16 protein-coding genes and 1 pseudogene are annotated in these 15,409 nt (G+C 70.8%); 9 read left to right on the forward strand and 8 right to left on the reverse strand.

Annotated features, from left to right (window positions below):
• Window positions 1-10: 10 nt before the first annotated feature.
• Window positions 11-667 (forward strand): response regulator transcription factor, encoded by a 657-nt coding sequence (locus ACIA6A_RS05325; RefSeq protein WP_396096129.1) that lies wholly within the window; start codon window positions 11-13, stop codon window positions 665-667.
• Window positions 664-1,971: a sensor histidine kinase gene (locus ACIA6A_RS05330; protein WP_396096130.1), complete on the forward strand. Its 1,308-nt coding sequence runs from the start codon at window positions 664-666 to the stop codon at window positions 1,969-1,971. The genes ACIA6A_RS05325 and ACIA6A_RS05330 overlap by 4 nt, the downstream gene beginning before the upstream one ends.
• On the opposite strand, the gene ACIA6A_RS05335 is transcribed toward ACIA6A_RS05330, so the two are convergent.
• From ACIA6A_RS05335 to ACIA6A_RS05345, 3 genes are read right to left on the reverse strand one after another with little or no spacing between them, the layout of a single operon-like run.
• On the reverse strand, window positions 1,863-2,228 hold the full coding sequence (locus ACIA6A_RS05335; protein WP_396096131.1) for a nuclear transport factor 2 family protein: 366 nt from the start codon (window positions 2,226-2,228) through the stop codon (window positions 1,863-1,865). The genes ACIA6A_RS05330 and ACIA6A_RS05335 overlap by 109 nt on opposite strands.
• Window positions 2,228-2,623, reverse strand: a complete 396-nt coding sequence (locus ACIA6A_RS05340; RefSeq protein WP_396096132.1) for a VOC family protein — start codon at window positions 2,621-2,623, stop codon at window positions 2,228-2,230. The genes ACIA6A_RS05335 and ACIA6A_RS05340 overlap by 1 nt, the downstream gene beginning before the upstream one ends.
• Entirely contained in the window at window positions 2,620-3,687 is a 1,068-nt protein-coding gene (locus ACIA6A_RS05345; protein WP_396096133.1) for a serine hydrolase domain-containing protein, read from the reverse strand. Before ACIA6A_RS05345 ends, ACIA6A_RS05340 begins: the two co-directional genes overlap by 4 nt.
• Window positions 3,688-3,728: 41 nt before the next feature.
• Between ACIA6A_RS05345 and ACIA6A_RS05350 the strand changes: the two genes are divergently transcribed.
• From ACIA6A_RS05350 to ACIA6A_RS05360, 3 genes are all read left to right on the forward strand, one after another.
• Window positions 3,729-4,202, forward strand: a complete 474-nt coding sequence (locus ACIA6A_RS05350; RefSeq protein WP_396096134.1) for a hypothetical protein — start codon at window positions 3,729-3,731, stop codon at window positions 4,200-4,202.
• Between the two features lie 528 nt (window positions 4,203-4,730).
• On the forward strand, window positions 4,731-5,687 hold the full coding sequence (locus tag ACIA6A_RS05355; protein ID WP_396096135.1) for a VOC family protein: 957 nt from the start codon (window positions 4,731-4,733) through the stop codon (window positions 5,685-5,687).
• Window positions 5,688-5,726: 39 nt separating this feature from the next.
• Window positions 5,727-6,515, forward strand: coding sequence for a hypothetical protein (locus ACIA6A_RS05360; protein WP_396096481.1), 789 nt, complete (start codon window positions 5,727-5,729; stop codon window positions 6,513-6,515).
• A gap of 116 nt (window positions 6,516-6,631) precedes the next feature.
• Here the strand turns inward: ACIA6A_RS05360 and ACIA6A_RS05365 are convergent.
• Window positions 6,632-6,961 (reverse strand): annotated as a pseudogene (locus tag ACIA6A_RS05365) (VanZ family protein); the annotation flags it as partial.
• A 140-nt stretch (window positions 6,962-7,101) separates the two neighbouring features.
• Between ACIA6A_RS05365 and ACIA6A_RS05370 the strand changes: the two are divergent.
• On the forward strand, window positions 7,102-7,737 hold the full coding sequence (locus ACIA6A_RS05370; protein WP_396096136.1) for a TetR family transcriptional regulator: 636 nt from the start codon (window positions 7,102-7,104) through the stop codon (window positions 7,735-7,737).
• Entirely contained in the window at window positions 7,734-9,317 is a 1,584-nt protein-coding gene (locus ACIA6A_RS05375; protein WP_396096137.1) for an MDR family MFS transporter, read from the forward strand. Before ACIA6A_RS05370 ends, ACIA6A_RS05375 begins: the two co-directional genes overlap by 4 nt.
• 1,305 nt (window positions 9,318-10,622) lie before the next feature.
• On the opposite strand, the gene ACIA6A_RS05380 is transcribed toward ACIA6A_RS05375, so the two are convergent.
• Window positions 10,623-10,979, reverse strand: a complete 357-nt coding sequence (locus ACIA6A_RS05380) for an STAS domain-containing protein (protein WP_396096138.1) — start codon at window positions 10,977-10,979, stop codon at window positions 10,623-10,625.
• A gap of 385 nt (window positions 10,980-11,364) precedes the next feature.
• On the opposite strand from ACIA6A_RS05380, the gene ACIA6A_RS05385 reads away from it, so the two are divergent.
• Window positions 11,365-12,276 (forward strand): AraC family transcriptional regulator, encoded by a 912-nt coding sequence (locus tag ACIA6A_RS05385; protein WP_396096139.1) that lies wholly within the window; start codon window positions 11,365-11,367, stop codon window positions 12,274-12,276.
• 4 nt (window positions 12,277-12,280) lie between these two features.
• Here ACIA6A_RS05385 and ACIA6A_RS05390 read toward each other — a convergent pair whose 3' ends face one another.
• Entirely contained in the window at window positions 12,281-12,661 is a 381-nt protein-coding gene (locus ACIA6A_RS05390) for a hypothetical protein (protein ID WP_396096140.1), read from the reverse strand.
• 284 nt (window positions 12,662-12,945) lie between these two features.
• Here ACIA6A_RS05390 and ACIA6A_RS05395 point away from each other — a divergent pair, with 284 nt between their 5' ends.
• A complete protein-coding gene (locus ACIA6A_RS05395; protein ID WP_396096141.1) occupies window positions 12,946-13,233 on the forward strand; it encodes a hypothetical protein in 288 nt (95 codons plus the stop codon).
• Here ACIA6A_RS05395 and ACIA6A_RS05400 read toward each other — a convergent pair.
• On the reverse strand, window positions 13,230-14,711 hold the full coding sequence (locus ACIA6A_RS05400) for a molybdopterin-dependent oxidoreductase (RefSeq protein ID WP_396096142.1): 1,482 nt from the start codon (window positions 14,709-14,711) through the stop codon (window positions 13,230-13,232). The two genes, ACIA6A_RS05395 and ACIA6A_RS05400, sit on opposite strands and share 4 nt — an antisense overlap.
• A 4-nt stretch (window positions 14,712-14,715) precedes the next feature.
• Window positions 14,716-15,387 (reverse strand): fasciclin domain-containing protein, encoded by a 672-nt coding sequence (locus ACIA6A_RS05405; RefSeq protein WP_396096143.1) that lies wholly within the window; start codon window positions 15,385-15,387, stop codon window positions 14,716-14,718.
• Window positions 15,388-15,409 lie beyond the last annotated feature (22 nt).

Genomic DNA, 15,409 nt, shown 5'->3' on the forward strand with positions numbered 1-15,409 from the left:
TCGTCTATGCATGCACCGCTTGCTCCTCGTCGAGGACGACACCGACCTGCGCGAAATGGTGACCGAGACCCTGGTCGACGAGGGCTACCACGTCGACCAGGCCCCGGACGGCCAGCGCGGCCTGCACCTGGGCCTCACCCGGACCTACGACGTCATGGTCATCGACCGGCGGCTGCCCGCCCTGGACGGCCTCGACCTGGTCACCCGGCTGCGGTCCCGGTCGGTGGTGGCCCGCGCCCTGCTGCTGACCGCGCTCGGCACGGTCGACGACCGGATAGCCGGGCTCGACGCCGGCGCCGACGACTACCTCACCAAGCCGTTCGACCTCGACGAGCTGTGCGCCCGGATCCGGGCCCTCTGCCGCCGCACGTCCGACGCCACCGAGACCCTGCGGATGGGCGCCGGCCTGCTCGACCTCTCCCTGCGTGACGCGGTGCTGCCCGACGGGACCAGGGTGGCGCTGTCCGCCCGGGAGTTCGAACTGCTGCGGGTGCTCGCGGCCCGGCCCAACACCGTGCATCCGCGCGCCGAACTGCGCAGCCGGGTGTTCGACGAGGCCGCCGCCGCGTCGATCGTGGACACCTACGTCTACTACCTGCGGCGCAAACTGTCCCGATCGGCGATCCAGACCGTGCACGGCCTCGGCTACCGGCTCGGCACGCTGTGACCCCCGAACGTCACGTCGTGCGCCGGGCCCGCCTGCGGATCGGCCTGACCGTGGGGCTGCTCATCACCGCGCTGCTCACGCTCGGCGGCGCCATCTCCTATGCCGCGCTGGTGCACAGCCAGGAACAACAGATCGCCCGCGAGCTGCGGTACGGCACGACGTACGGCACCACCGCCGGGCCACCGGCCTGCAGCTGGATCTTCGTGTCCACCCACGGCGTGCTCGAGACCGGGCTGAACCCGCCCCCGCCGGGGTTCCCGCTGCGGGACGCCCTCGACGCCGGCACGGTCTCGACCACGAAGATCAACCGCAACAACACCACCTATTACGTACGGACACAGCCCCGCGGCGACGGCATGGTGCAAGCCGTGTTCGACGCCCGGTTCCAGCTCTCCGACCGACGTCACCTGCTGATGGCGTTCCTGCTCGCGGCCGCGGTGGGCCTGGTCGCCGCGATCCTCACCGGCATCGTGGTGGGCCGGCAGGCGGTGGCCCCGCTCGCCGAGGCGCTCGGCCGGCAACGCCGCTTCGTCGCCGACGCCAGCCACGAGCTGCGGACCCCGATCGCCCAGGTCCACACCCGGGCCCAGCTCATCAGCCGCCGCGCCCGCCGCACCGGCAGCGAAGCCGACCGCCGCGACCTGGACAGCCTGGTCACCACCACCCGCCGCCTCGGCGAGATCGTCGACGAACTCCTGCTGTCGGCCCAGCTCGCCGCCGCCCCCACCGGCCGGCCGCCGGTCGAACCGGTCGACCTGGTCCCGATCGCCACCGACGCGGTCGCGGCCGAGACCGACCGGGCCGCCGAACGCCGGGTCTCGGTGCGGCTCGACACCCCGGCCTCCCCCCAGCCGGTGGCCGGGGTCCCCTCCGCGTTGCGGCGCGTGGTGAGCGAACTCCTGGCCAACGCGCTCACCCACACCCCGCCCGGCGGCCACATCACCGTGTCGGTCCGCCCCGCCACCCGGCCCGGCCGGGTCGAGGTGGTGGTGGCGGACAGCGGCACCGGCTTCGACCCGGCCGACGCGCAACGGCTCTTCGACCGGTTCCACCGCGGGCCGGGCACCGGCGACCGCCGGTTCGGGCTCGGCCTGGCCCTGCTCCGCGAGGTGGTGACCAGCCACGGCGGCGCGATCACGGCGGAGAGCCGCCCCGGCGCGGGCGCGGTCTTCACCGTGCTGCTGCCCGCCGCCGGTCAGGCGGGCTCCGGCATCCACCACTCGGTGAACTGGCGGGCCTGGCCGCTGCCGTCGAGGCGGAGCACCCACATGTTGCGGAAGGCCCGCACCTCCGGGGCCGAATAGGCGGTCCGGGCCTCGATGACCGCGAGTTCCTCGGTGACGATCACCGGGTGCCAGTCGAACGTGGTGGATCCCGGCTCGTCGCGGCGCTCGATCCACTTGGCGACGATGGTGTCGCGACCCAGCCACGGTTTGGCGTACGGCGCGGAGAAATAGGCCGCGTCCTCGGCGAACAGCCCGCCGATGACCTCAGGATCGTTGGACTCCCACGCGGCCCGGTAATTCCCGACCCACGCCGTGACAGCGTCGAGGCTCGTCATCACACCCGCCCATGCCCGTAGAACGCGATCTCGATCAGGTTTTCGTCCGGGTCGCGGACATAGACGCTGTGCATCGCGCCACGCGCCCCGGCCTGCGGCCCCGGCCCGTCGACCAGCGGCACGCCGTGCCCGGTCAGCACCGTCACCACCTCGGCCAGCGGCGTCGAGGTGACCAGGCACAGGTCGGCGCTGCCGGGAACCGGGCGGGCCGCCCGGGGCTCGAACTCGTGACCGGCCTCGTGCAGGTTGAACTTCTGGTCGCCGAAGTGCAGCGCCCAGTGGCCTTCCTCGAACTCGGCGGCGCGCATGCCGAGCACGTCGCGGTAGAAAGCCAGCGTCCGCTCGAGCGACGCGACCGTCAGCACGACGTGATCGAGCCCGGTGATCGCGATCATGCGTAGGCCAGCCGCTGGAAGTCCGTCAGCGTGCCGTTCCACAGCACGGCGCTGACCTGGGTGAGCCCGATCGCGACGAGGTCCTCGTCGGTGTCGTTGAACCACATCGTGCCGTAGCCACCGGACCAGCCGTACTGCCCGGACGGCAGCCGCACCGCCATGCCGAGGCCCCACCCGTAACCGTCGAGCAGCTCGCCACCCGACGCGATCTGCTCCGGGGTCAGCCGGTTGGTGGTCATCAGCTCGACCGACTTCTCCGACAGCAACCGGGTGCCGCCGTGCACCCCGCGACGCAGCAGCATCCGGGCGAACGCGTGGAAGTCGTCCGCCGTGCAGAGCAGTCCACCCGCCCCGGACGGGAACACCGGCGGCCGCGTCCAATCCACCACACCGGGTTCCTCCGAAGAGGTGGCCGGAAGCTCCCGGTCGCTGAAGAAGCCGGTATCGCGCATGCCGAGCGGCTCGAACAACCGCTCCCGCAACACGTCGCCGAGCGGCTTGCCCGCCGCCCGCGCGACCAGCACACCGAGGACCAGCGACCCGGTGTTGTACTGCCAGACCGTGCCCGGCTGATGCATCAACGGCAGCAGACCGAACCGCCGGATCCACTCGTCCGGATCCAACCGCGTCGGCGGCATCGGCTGCGCGAGCGCGAGATCGTCACCGGCGGCATCGAGCAACGGCGAGGAAGGCATCCCGGCACCCATCCGGAACGACAGCAGATCCTCCACGGTGACCGGCCGCTCCAACGGCACCGTCTCGTCCAACGGCCCGTCCGGGCGGGCCAGCACCCGCTGCCCGGCCAGCTCCGGCAGCACCGTGTGGACCGGCTCCTCGAGATCGATGACATCGTCCTCGACCAGCATCATCGTCACCGCGGCGAGCACCGGCTTCGTCATCGACGCGATCCGGAACAGGGTGTCCCGGCGCATCGGAGAGCCACCCTCGAACGCGGTGCTGCCGATCGTGTCGACCCGCACATCATCACCACGGGCGACGAGCGTGACGATCCCCGGGAACTCGCCACGCCCGATGCGAGCGGCCATCACCTCATGCAACGTCATGGCTCGGATACTACGATGGCCGGCATGGCGACGGGCGCGGCATGATCCCCCAGTGGCGGCACCTTCCGGCGGCGGCCCGGCCCATCGCCGCGGCCACGACCGCCGCCGTCACCGCCGCGAAAGAACAGGACCGGGAAGCCCTGGCCGAGGCGGTGGCCGAGCTCAGCGCCCAGGATCAAGCTCAGACCGGGCTCATCCTCGGCACTTCGGTACGCGTACAGCTGGAAGCCCGCCACCCCGACGGTCTCGACGCCGACGACATCCGCACGGTGCTGGCCGACAGCGTCCGCGCGGCCGCCCCCTGGTGCCCCGACGTCGACCCGCACGTGGTCCTCTACCTGCTGGCCAACGCCCTCGGCGTCTGGCAGGACGACGAAGGCGACCCACCCCCGAAGCCGGAGGCGCTGGCCCGGCATGCGGCCCTGCTCCTGGCCCACCTCACCGGCGCCGACCCGATCGAGCCACTGCTGACCGCCGCCCTCGCCGAGATCGAGCGGGCGCAGCTCAACGACTAGGGTCTCTCCCCCCACCCGCTCGGGAAGCGCGGGACCACCAAAAGGCACGCCCGGAGCTGAATCGCCAAGGCAGAACAATCGTTGAGCCAGACGGTGGCGGCAAGGACGCCGACGCCGACCGCCGCTCGACAGGAGTCCGCCATGGCCAAGGAACGACCGGTGCCCACCGGAGGCAAGGCGGCCAACGCCCGGGGCCGGCAGCCCGCCCAGCCGCCCACCCCGGGCCAGCGCCGCCCCGTCACCGGGAGCGCATCCGACCCGAGCCCCATCCCTCTCCCCCAGGCCCAGCACAACCAGCCTGACCAGGTCGTTCACCAGGACCACCCGCTCACTCCCGCCGGCCCGCTCACTCCCGCCGGCCCGCTCACTCCCGCCGGCCCGCTCACTCCCGCCGGCCCGCTCACTCCCGCCGGCCCTCCCACTCCCGCGGGCCCGGTCACTCCCGCCGGCCCGGTCCCGGACGGCGGGAAAGCCGGGACAAGCCGTCTCGTCGGCTCTCCCGGCCGCGACTCCCAGGACGACGAGTCCGTGGACAGTGCCCGGGCTCCGGAAGCCGCGGACCTGAACGCCGACCTCGCGGACGATTCCCCGAACGCCAGGGAGATCGGCCGGGCAGGCCCCGACCTCGCAGCCGCGGAGACCGAAGACCGGCAAGGCGCGGAACCAGGCAACACAAGCGCGGCCAAGGCGGATTTGAGCAAGACAGGCTCGACCACCCCGGGCGCGGCTGACCCGGGTCGGGATGACCTGGGTCGGGATGACCTGGGCGAGGTGGGACCGGGTGGGGTGGGACCGGGTGGGGTGGGCTTGGCTGAGGTCGTGGCCGGCTCGGCGGATGCCGGCACCGGCCGGCCTGAGGTGAGCGACGGCGCCACCGGGAGTCCGGCGGCTATCGCGGACTCGGCATGGCGGGCTCGGGTGGAGGCTGTTCAGACTGCTCGGGGGCGCGCTTCCGCACCGGCCGGCGCGGTGGAGCAGGCTCCGGGGACGAGCGCGTCGGCGGGTTCCTGGGCCGGTAAGGGACCGGACAATTCAGCGAAACGGGCCGGGGTGCTGAAGCCCGGGAATCAGCGAGGCGTCGCCAAGGTGCCCACGCGACGGGTCGGCCAGGCTCCCGCTCCCGGGTTGCAGCTGCGGCCGATGGTTCACGTCGCTGACATGCCGGCCGCCGTATCGTTCTATGAGGCTTTCGGCGGCGAACTCGTTCACGGGGACCGGCGCGGCGAATGGGTTCTCATGCAGGTGGGGACCGCGCAGATCGGTCTTGTCGTACGGCCGCCTGATCCTTCTCGGGGAGAGAGCACCGTGGAGCTGAACTTCTCCGCGACCATGCCACTCGACCGGCTCGAGAAAATGCTGCGCGAGCGGGACGTGACGATTGTGCATGTGAGCCACGACATGGAGCTCGGCACCCGGCTGCACGTCGAGACCCCGGACGGCATGCCCATCAAGATCCATCACGTCGAGCCTGACCTGCTGGTCTAAGGTCAGCCGACGCTCTCGGACTCGATCCGCTGACTCGGAATGGCCGGCGACGGCGAGACAGCCGCCCGACCGACCGCGACCGGCGGCGGCGGAAGATCAACCGGTGGCTGCGGCTCGGCCGGCGGCCCCACCGGCACGGACGACCCTGCCGAACGCACCGGATCGTCCGCCACGCCGGGCGCGGGCACCCACCCGGGCGTCTCCGACCCGGCAACCGGAGAAGGCCGCACAGCCGGAGAAGGCTGCCCCGCCGGCGAAGGCTGGGTGAACGGCGAAGGCTGGGTGAACGGGGAAGGCTGCCCGAGCGACGAAGGCCGGGCGAACGGGGACGGCCGCCTGGTCGGTGACGGCCGCGTAACCGACGGCGGCTGCACGGTAGGCGAAGACTGGGTAGCCGACGGCGGCTGCCCGAGCGGCGTAGACCGGGTGGCTGACGGCCGTCCGGTCGATAACGGCCGCGTGACCGGCGGCGGCTGCCCGGCCGACGAAGACTGCCCGGTTGACGAAGACTGCCCGGCCGGTGATGGATGCCCGAACGGCGTAGACCGGGTGACCGGGGACGGCTGCGTGGCCGACGCCGGTTGCCCGGCCGACGGCGACCGGGTGACCGGGGACGGGCGCCCGACGGGTGAACCATGCCCGGCCGGTGATGGATGCCCGGCCGGTGACGGGCGGCTGGGCGGTGACGGGCGGCTGGGCGGTGACAGGCGGCTGGGCGGTGACGGGTTTGTGGCCCATGGTGACGGGGTGGGCTGGGACGACGGGCGGGGCGGGGGCGGCTGGGTGGGCAGCCGGGGCTGCACGCGCCGGTCGGGCTGTGTGGACTGATCGGGGTGCGCGGGCCCGTGGACCAGCGCTGCTCGGTGAGCTGCGGAGGGGATGGCCAGGCGCAGGATGAGCAGGCCGGCCAGGGCTCCCGCGGTGTTGGCGATCAGGTCGTTGATGTCGACCATGCGGCGGCTGCCGACGGTCAGGCCCAGGATGAGCTGGGTGAGCTCGATGATCGCGCTGGACAGCAGGGCCAGCAGGGCGATGCGCCGGATGCCGTCCTGTTTCGCCGCATGAACAGGCAGCAGGATGCCGAACGGGATGAACATGATGACGTTGAGGATGAAGCTCGGCGCGTCCACGTCGCCCGGGATCCAGCGGATCATGGTGCTCATCGGCTCGCCGGCCCAGTATGACGCCGGGTGCGGGTGAAGGGGGAAAAGGGTGACGGCGACGACGCTCACCGCGTACAGGATGAGGGTTGTGGGGAGCAGTAGCCGGCGCATGATTTCTCCACCGTAAGCGACCCGGGCCCGTCCTTTGGGCAATGCGCCCGCGCAAGGGTGTCGGGCCGACGTTGTCGCCCACCTCACGTGCAGTCGGTAAAAGTTTGCAGCCACTGCAAGTTCAGCTCTACGGTATCCAGGTGCACGACATCGACGCCGCTCCCGAGGCCCGCCCACCCGGCCGGCGGGATCGCAAGAAGCAGCAGACCCGGGAGGCCTTGATCGAGGCTGCCCTGCGGCTGGTGGATGAGCGTGGCTTCGATCAGGTGACCGTGGAAGAGATCTCCGAGGCCGCCGACGTGTCGCCGCGGACGTTCTTCAACTATTTCGCCAGCAAGGACGAGGCCGTCACCGGCGACCAGTTCGTCGACACGCACCGGACCCGGGAGCGACTGCTGGCGGTCGCCCCCGGCGTACCCGTCATCGACGCCTTCCTGCTCGCGATGCGCCCCGGGCTGGCCGCCATGCAGGAGGACCGGCTCGTCTGGTTCCTCCGCATGCGGGTGCTGGGCGACAACCCGTCGCTGATCACCGGCCTGATGGCGCGCAGCGCCGTCGCCGAGCGCGACCTCATCGACGCGGTCGCCGAACGGCTCGGGCTCACCCCTGACCATCCGTTCCCGGCGGTGTTCGCGGCCGCGACCGGTGGGGCGATGCGGGCCGCCATGATGCGGTGGACCGACGGCGGCGCCCCCATCTTCGATCTTGTGCACGAGGCTTTCGGTTTCCTGGCCGCCGGCCTGAGCCACCCCGATATCGACGAGAGAGTCCGATGAGTTCAGACACGGAAGTCGGGCTGACGTCCGAGAGTCCCGCGGCCAAGATGTCGCACGGCGAGGTCGTACAGGCGCTGTCCGGCCTGATGCTCGGCATGTTCGTCAGCATCCTGGCCTCGACGATCGTGGCCAACGCCCTGCCGCGGATCATCGCCGACCTCGGTGGGTCGCAATCCGTCTACACGTGGATCGTCACCACCGAGCTGCTGGCCATGACGGCGACCGTCCCGCTGTGGGGCAAGATGGCCGACCTCTACAGCAAGAAGCTGCTCATCCAGCTGTCGCTCGGCCTGTTCGTCGTCGGCTCGCTGATCGCCGGGCTCACCCCGAACGTCGAGCTGCTCATCGTCAGCCGGGTCGTGCAGGGCATCGGCGCGGGCGGCATGACGGCCCTCGCCCTGATCGTCATGGCGGCCATGATCCCGCCGCGCGAGATGGGGCGTTACTCGGGCATGTTCGGCGCGGTCTTCGGTGTCGCCACGATCGCCGGCCCGCTGATCGGCGGGCTTCTCGTGGACACCTCCTGGCTGGGCTGGCGCTGGTGCTTCCTCATCGGAGTGCCGTTCTCCCTGATCGCGATCGCGTTGCTGCAGAAGACACTGCACCTCCCTTCGGTACGCCGTGAGGTGCGCATCGACTGGCTGGGCGCGTTCCTCATCACGGCCGGTGTCTGCGACCTGCTGATCTGGTCGACGCTGGCGGGCAACCACTTCGACTGGGCCTCGGTGGAGACGTTCGCGTTCGTGGCCGGGGGGATCGTCCTGCTGGCGCTCGCGGTCTGGGTCGAGTCGAAGGCGGCGGAGCCGATCATCCCGCTGCACATCTTCCGCAACCGCACGGTGTCGCTCACCGTCGTGGCGAGCGCGCTCGTCGGCGTGGCCATGTTCGGCGGCACGGTCTTCCTGTCGCAGTACTTCCAGGTGGCGCTCGGCAAGTCGCCGACCGTCGCGGGCCTGATGAGCCTGCCGATGATCCTCGGTCTGCTGGTCTCGTCGACGGTTGCCGGCGCTCTGATCACCAAGTACGGCAAGTGGAAGATGTTCCTGGTCGCCGGCGCCGCCATCATGACGGTCGGCATGCTGCTGCTCAGCACCATCGACGAGAACACCAGCACCGTGATCCTGTCGGCGTGGATGCTGATCCTCGGAGCCGGCGTCGGCATGCTCATGCAGAACCTCGTGCTCGCCGCGCAGAACGACGTCTCCGGCAGCGACCTCGGCGCCACCACTTCGGTGCTGACGTTCTTCCGCAGCATGGGCGGCACCATCGGCGTGAGTGCGCTGGGTGCGGTGCTGGCCAGCAAGGTCACGTCCCTGTTCGCGGAGAAGTTCCCCCAGGCGGCGACCACCGGCGGCACCCAGGCGGTGCCCGACCTGACCACCCTGCCCGAGCAGGCCCGCGCGATCGTGGCCGGCATCTACGCGCAGGCCACCTCGGAGCTGTTCCTGATCGGAGCCCCGATCGCGGCACTTGCCGTGGTCGCGGTGCTGTTCATCAAGGAGAAGCCGCTGCAGACCCTGAGCGGCGACGAGCGCCGGGCCCAGGAAGAATCGGGTGTATCCGGCATTTCGCTGCACTGATACGCCACTGCTCCGAAAAGGGCTCGGGTGACCGGGCCCTTTTTCGCGCTTTATGCAACTTGCACTGGGTACCGAACACCAAGGCCTCCGCACGAAGCGTGAATCACGACGACTTGCGGGCAGTACACCAGGCAGCGTGACTCCGAAAAGACACTTATTTCCGGTGTTGTGCAGGATACAAATGATGATCAAACCACCCGATCCCCACGATCAGGTTTCACGCTTCCGGGTGACCGCGACAGGGCGGACCAGACCGGGCCGCCCCGGGCCGGCAGCGAACGGGCGACCCAGGCCAGGCCGCCGGGTGTTTGGTCACTGCCTACCCCGGCCTGGATACCGGGCCAGGGTGTGGCGGGCTGAAGCAGAGCAAGCCCGCACGAAGCCGGCTCGAACGAAGCCGGGCAGGGCATAGCGGTCGAGATAAGGCCCCGGGGCAAGCCATCCCGGGCGACGCAGACCGGGCGACGCAGACCCGGCGACACAGGCCGGGCGACGCAGACCCGGCGACACAGACCGGGCGACGCAGGCCTAGGCGACGCAGGTCTGGGCGGGCAGGTCTGGGCGGGCAGGTCTGGGCGGGCAGGTCTGGGCGGGCAGGTCTGGGCGGGCAGGTCTGGGCGAGCTGACCTGGGCGAGCTGACCTGGGCGAGCTGACCTGGGCGAGCTGACCTGGGCGAGCTGACCTGGGCGAGGTGGGATTAGGAGACCGCCGTCACGCTGGAGGGGCGCGGTTGGGGCCGACGTTACGGGCAGCGAAACGCTGCCCGCCCTGCGGATCGGGGGGCAGCGTTTCGGGTGCGCTTTCGGAGCCGTGGGGCTGGGCCTTGGTGAGGGGCCCGGGCCGCGTGGCCGGCCTACAAGGGAGACATGGTGGCAGCGCCGCAACCATGTTGAGCACCGGCGCGAACAGCGAGCACCCGTGCTGACGAACGACGCCGATGCCGATTACCAGCACCAGCCCTGGCGATGTACGCCAGCCCTGGCGAGGTGCACCAGCACCGGCGGCTGAAGCCGGAGCTGACAGCCGGAGCTGACAGCCGGAGCCGACCAAAGCCGGAGCTGACAGACGAGCCGGCGACGGTGGCGGCGACTGTGCGGGTGGCTGGCTCAGCGCGGCCGGCCCTCGGGCCCCGGTTGCGGCCCGGGAGTCGTGACCTGCACCGCCCCGCGGCAACGGGGTCGGTCCAGGCCTGTTGACCCCCGGCTGCGGGTGTGGGCTTGGGGGACCGGGCCGTCCGGTCGATTCGGCCACCCCCGCGGCAACGGGGAGGGGCGGACCGCCCGGGAGCTGGGCCGGTGCCGGGTCTAGCTGGGGCGCAGACCCACCGAGGTGCGTGGTGAGGGTGGCTCGGCGCAGCCCAGCAGGCCGACCAGTCCGGAGATCCAGAGCTGGCGGTAGACCGTGGGGCTCGGATGGCTGACCACCAGTTTGACACCGGAGGCGGCCGCCGCGTGGAAGCAGGCGACCAGGATGCCGATGCCGATGCTGTCGATCAGCATGACGCGGTGCAGGTCGAGGTCTATCTTTCCGGGCGTTTGGGAAGTCAGGACGTCGTTGACGGCGTCCCGCATGACGTGGGCATTGTCGAGGTCGATCTCGCCACTGGGCGCGATCTCGACAGTGCCGTCGGCCAGCTGGCGAGTGGTGATCGGCAGATACACGGCTGCCCTCTTCCTGTCCTGGCGTCGTGCGGGCGACGCCGAACCTTCCGCGGAGTCTGCTGCGCCGCCGGCTGACAGCCGGCCGACCCAGCCCGGCGCCTCACCAAGGCGCCGGCAGACATATCGCGTCCCAACAACATTCCGCTGGTCTGCAAGTTACGCCAGGTAGGCGCGGAACGCCAGAGTAGTTCATATGGCCGGAATGTGCTGGAACGGTCACCGGATCGTACGGACATTGACGATGTCGCGTGCCGTCCGAATACTCAGCGTATGCGCAGGAGTGCTATACGAGATGAGTGACGTTCACTTCAGGACGGTCACATCGCCGGCGGAAATCCCTGCCTCCGCAAGTATCAACAGTGTCGACATTGACGATACTCGATCCTTGTTGAACCGGTTCTTCTACCCGCTCGCGGTGGGAGCACCGGAGGGGGCGGACGGTTTCGCGTTCCGGGCCGATGTGATCCAACTCGGACCCCTGACCGTCGGTCAGCTGGGTTTTGGTTCGCCTGTGACGCTGACCGCCGTCGAGCTGGACGCCTACCACCTCACCATCCCGACGGTGGGAAAGGTGCATACCCGCCATGCCGGGCACCGGGTGGTGGCCGATCCGGGGCACGCCGTCGTGTTCGGTCCGGGCAATCCGGTCTACACGTTGCATGACGCGCATTCCACCGAGATGGACGTCAAGATCGAGCGGTCGGCGCTGGAGGGGGAGCTTGCCTCGCTGCTCGGCCGCCGGGTCAGCGGGCCGCTGGTGCTGCCGCCGGTCATCGACCTCTCGTCCGGGCCGATGCGCAGCTGGAACCGGCTGATCCGGATGCTGCGCGGTGAGATCACCCATCCGGGGAGCATGGTCCGGCATCCGATCGTCGCCGCCCAGCTGCGCCACAGCGTCGTCAGCGGGCTGCTGCTGAGCCTGCCGCACCGCTATTCGGAGGAGCTGGCGACACCCGCGCCGACCGGGCCGCCCCGGGCCATCCAGCGGGCCATCGACGCGATCCAGGACGAACCCGAACGGCCGTTCACGGTGGCTGATCTGGCCGGGATCGCCGGGGTCAGCGTCCGGTCGCTGCAGGAGGGATTCCGGCGGTACGTGGGCAGCGCGCCGATGTCGTACCTGCAGCAGGTCAGGCTCGGGCGGGCACACGACGCGCTGCGTACCGAGGATCCGGCCCGGATGACGGTGGCGTCGATCGCGCACCGGTGGGGCTTCGCGCACCTGGGCCGGTTCGCCTCCGCGTACCGGACCCGGTTCGGGGTCTGCCCGTCGGACACCCTGCGCGGCAACGGCTAGGGACTCATTCGCCCGGGTCGCGGCGGCGGTGGGGGTGGGGCAGTTCGTCCATCCGGGAGCCGTCGGACGGCCGGGCGAAGAGGTTGCCGCGGGGCGGGACCCAGTCGCGCCACGGGCCCAGGGCGGGGGGCACCGTGGCGGCCTCGCCGTCGCCGGCGCCGCGCAGGGCGTGCAGGTATTCCAGGACCCGGGCCGCGGCGGCACCGCCGTCGCGGGTGAGGATGGCCAGGATCTCGGTGTCGTCGCCGGGTTCGAGGCCGTGCCGCTCCAGCACCGTGGCGAGGCGGGTCAGCAGCCGCACCACCTCGCTCGCGTCCCGCTCGGCGTCGGGCAGGCTGCTCATCGCGGCCCGGCCGGCCGGGCCGGGCGCCGGCGGAGCCGCCATTCCCAGCGATTCTTCATTTCTCGTCACGTTCCCCTCGCCACCTATATGCACGGTCCCCGCCGGACGCACGCATACCCGCGACACTGCAGAAATGTATTCGTATCGCTACGCAGAGTCCATCCGCTGCGCGCGATCGTTGTCCAAATCGCGCTCGGACAGCAGCGAAGTGCTCGATCGTCCCATTTATTCCGGCTCACGCAACTGTGACGAGCGGCGCGCGGTGAGATACGTCGCGGAGGGGTATGGCGGTGGGAACGTACCCCGGCATCCATCTTGGAGGAGCCATGACCGAGCAGATCCAGCCCCTGGAGGAGACACCGGAGGTGGCGAGCGCCATCGCGGACGACGTGGCGGTGGACGCGTTCGTGACCGGGGGCGGTGCCGACGCGGACACCCCGGAGTTCCTGGAGCCGGGCGAGCGGCCCGGGATCCGTACGGGCGCCGATCAGCCGTGGGACGCCGAGGACCTGGCCCTGGCCGAGGGCCGTGACGCGACCCCGGAGAACGTCGAGCGGGCCCGGCGGGAGCTCGACCGCGACGGTGCCGCCGCAGTCGAGCGCACCACGCCTTAGTTGACCGTCGCGGTGATGCTGTGCCAGCCGGTCGCGCCGTCGGGGAACGGGGTGACCCGTTCCTCGGCCTGGATCGCGCCGGTGCCGTCGGTCGCGCGCACCGCGAACGTGTGCGGGCCGGGCGTCGAGTCCCAGTTGTAGCGCCACTGGACCCAGGTGTCCGAGGAGGGCACCGGCAGCAGATCCGCCTTGGCCCAGGCGCGGTCGTCGACCCGGACCTCGACGTTGCGGATGCCGCGTCCCTGCGCCCAGGCCACCCCGGCGATGGTGACGGTGGGGCCGTCGAGCTTGGCGAACGGTTGCGGTTTGTCGATGCGGGAGGCGGTCTTCACCGGGCCGCGAGCTCCCCAGCCACGCTTCACCCAGTACGCGTCGTAGTCCGCGAACGTGGTCAGTTCCAGGTCGGTGATCCACTTGCAGGCGCCGGCGTACCCGTACAGGCCGGGGGTGAGCATCCGGACCGGGAAGCCGTGCTCGAGCGGCAGGGGTTCGCCGTTCATGCCGACCACGAGCATCGCGTCCCGGCCGTCGTTGATGGTGGCGACCGGGGTGCCGATCGTCATGCCCTCGACCGAGCGGGCCACGAGCTGGTCCGCGGCCGGGTCCACGCCGAGCTCGGCGAGCAGCGGCGCGAGCGGGACACCCAGCCACCGGGCGGTGCCGACGTACGGGCCGCCGACCTCGTTGGAGACGCAGTTGAGCGTGATGTCGCGTTCGATCAGGGGCCGCTTGAGCAGGTCGTCGAAGGAGAGTTCGACCTCTCGGCCGACCATCCCGTGGATCCGCATCCGCCACGTCGAGACGTCGATGCGGGGCACGGTCAGCGCGGTGTCGACCCGGTAGAGCTTTTCCGAGTAGAAGCCGTCCGCGATCCCGCTGGGCAGGGGTTTCGCCGGGTCGGCGGGGGCGGGGAAGGCGATCGCCTCCCGGGATTTCGTGACGGCCCCGCCGCGGACCCGTTTGACGGTCTCGGCGGTGGCGCCGGCGATGAGGGCCCCGCCACCGAGCACGACCGCAGCGCGCAGGAACTTGCGCCGGTCGATGGTGACTTCCCGGGACGGCCGGGCCAGGTGGAAGAGCAGCAGGCCGGCGATGGCCGCGCCGATCAGGGAGGGGATCACGTCCCAGCCGATCGAGGCGGGGCGGGCCAGGGCCGCGGCCGCACCGGCGAGCCCGAAGACGGCGGCACCGGCGATCGTGACCCAGCGGCGCCGGAACCCGATGATCCCGACCGCCGCGGTGAACAGCACCAGGACCAGGGCGATGGTGCCGAGCAGGACGGGTTTGTCGTTCGTGCCGAGCGTGCGTACCGCGAATTCCTTCACCGGCGTGGGGGCCGCGTCGATGACGGCCCCGCCGACCGCGACCAGGGGTCCGGCCTGCGGCCGGGTGGCCGCCGCGAGGAGTTCCGCGGCAGCCACCCCGAGGGCGGCGGAGAGTACGCCGATCAGCGCGGGCCTTACGGTGCGCTGAAGCATGCGATCAGCTCTTCGGCATCAGGACGGAGTCGATGATGTAGACGGTCGCGTTGGCGGTCTGCACGTTGCCACAGACGACCGACGCGTCGCCGACCTTGAAGTCGGTGCCGCTGCCGGTGACCGTCACCGAGTCACCCTCGATGGTCTTGTGCGTGCCGGCCAGCTCGGCGGGGGTGAGCTTCCCCTCGACGACGTGGTACGTGAGGATGCTGGTCAGCGTCTTCTTGTCGGCGAGCACCTTCTTGAGGTCGGCCGCCGGGATCTTGTCGAACGCGGAGTTCGCGGGTGCGAAGACGGTGAGCGCCGGGGCGGTGTTCAGGGTGTCCACCAGGTCGGCCTTCTTGACGGCGGTGACCAGGGTGGACAGCACCGGGTTGCCGGAGGCGGCGGTCGCGACCGGAACCTTCGCCATGGAGGCGAAGCTGCCCGCGTTCGAGTCGTCGGTCGGCACGGCGGCACAGCCGGCGCCGAAGTTGACCATGGAGTCCGCGCTGTCCGACGAGGAGGACATCATCGGTGCGGCCGAGGTGCTGGTGGCCATCGGCGCCGCGGCGCCCGAGTCCGTGGTGCTGTCCGAGTCGCTGCCACAGGCGGCGATCGAAGCGGTGAACAGGGCGGCCGCGGCGACGGCGGTGAACTTCTTGGTGCTGAGCATTTTGTACCCCTCAGTAGTCATTTCTTACTCTCACTACTGATTC

This window comes from Actinoplanes sp. NPDC051494, from assembly GCF_044454705.1.
In the GTDB taxonomy this organism is placed as follows: Bacteria; Actinomycetota; Actinomycetes; order Mycobacteriales; family Micromonosporaceae; genus Actinoplanes.

Coding starts and splice junctions, on each gene's coding strand:
- ACIA6A_RS05325 (WP_396096129.1), top strand. CDS start 11: ATGCACCGCTTGCTCCTCGTCGAGGACGACACCGACCTGCGCGAAATG.
- ACIA6A_RS05335 (WP_396096131.1), bottom strand. CDS start 2,228: ATGACGAGCCTCGACGCTGTCACGGCGTGGGTCGGGAATTACCGGGCC.
- ACIA6A_RS05340 (WP_396096132.1), bottom strand. CDS start 2,623: ATGATCGCGATCACCGGGCTCGATCACGTCGTGCTGACGGTCGCGTCG.
- ACIA6A_RS05345 (WP_396096133.1), bottom strand. CDS start 3,687: ATGACGTTGCATGAGGTGATGGCCGCTCGCATCGGGCGTGGCGAGTTC.
- ACIA6A_RS05350 (WP_396096134.1), top strand. CDS start 3,729: ATGATCCCCCAGTGGCGGCACCTTCCGGCGGCGGCCCGGCCCATCGCC.
- ACIA6A_RS05360 (WP_396096481.1), top strand. CDS start 5,727: ATGGCCGGCGACGGCGAGACAGCCGCCCGACCGACCGCGACCGGCGGC.
- ACIA6A_RS05375 (WP_396096137.1), top strand. CDS start 7,734: ATGAGTTCAGACACGGAAGTCGGGCTGACGTCCGAGAGTCCCGCGGCC.
- ACIA6A_RS05390 (WP_396096140.1), bottom strand. CDS start 12,661: ATGGCGGCTCCGCCGGCGCCCGGCCCGGCCGGCCGGGCCGCGATGAGC.
- ACIA6A_RS05395 (WP_396096141.1), top strand. CDS start 12,946: ATGACCGAGCAGATCCAGCCCCTGGAGGAGACACCGGAGGTGGCGAGC.
- ACIA6A_RS05400 (WP_396096142.1), bottom strand. CDS start 14,711: ATGCTTCAGCGCACCGTAAGGCCCGCGCTGATCGGCGTACTCTCCGCC.
- ACIA6A_RS05405 (WP_396096143.1), bottom strand. CDS start 15,387: ATGACTACTGAGGGGTACAAAATGCTCAGCACCAAGAAGTTCACCGCC.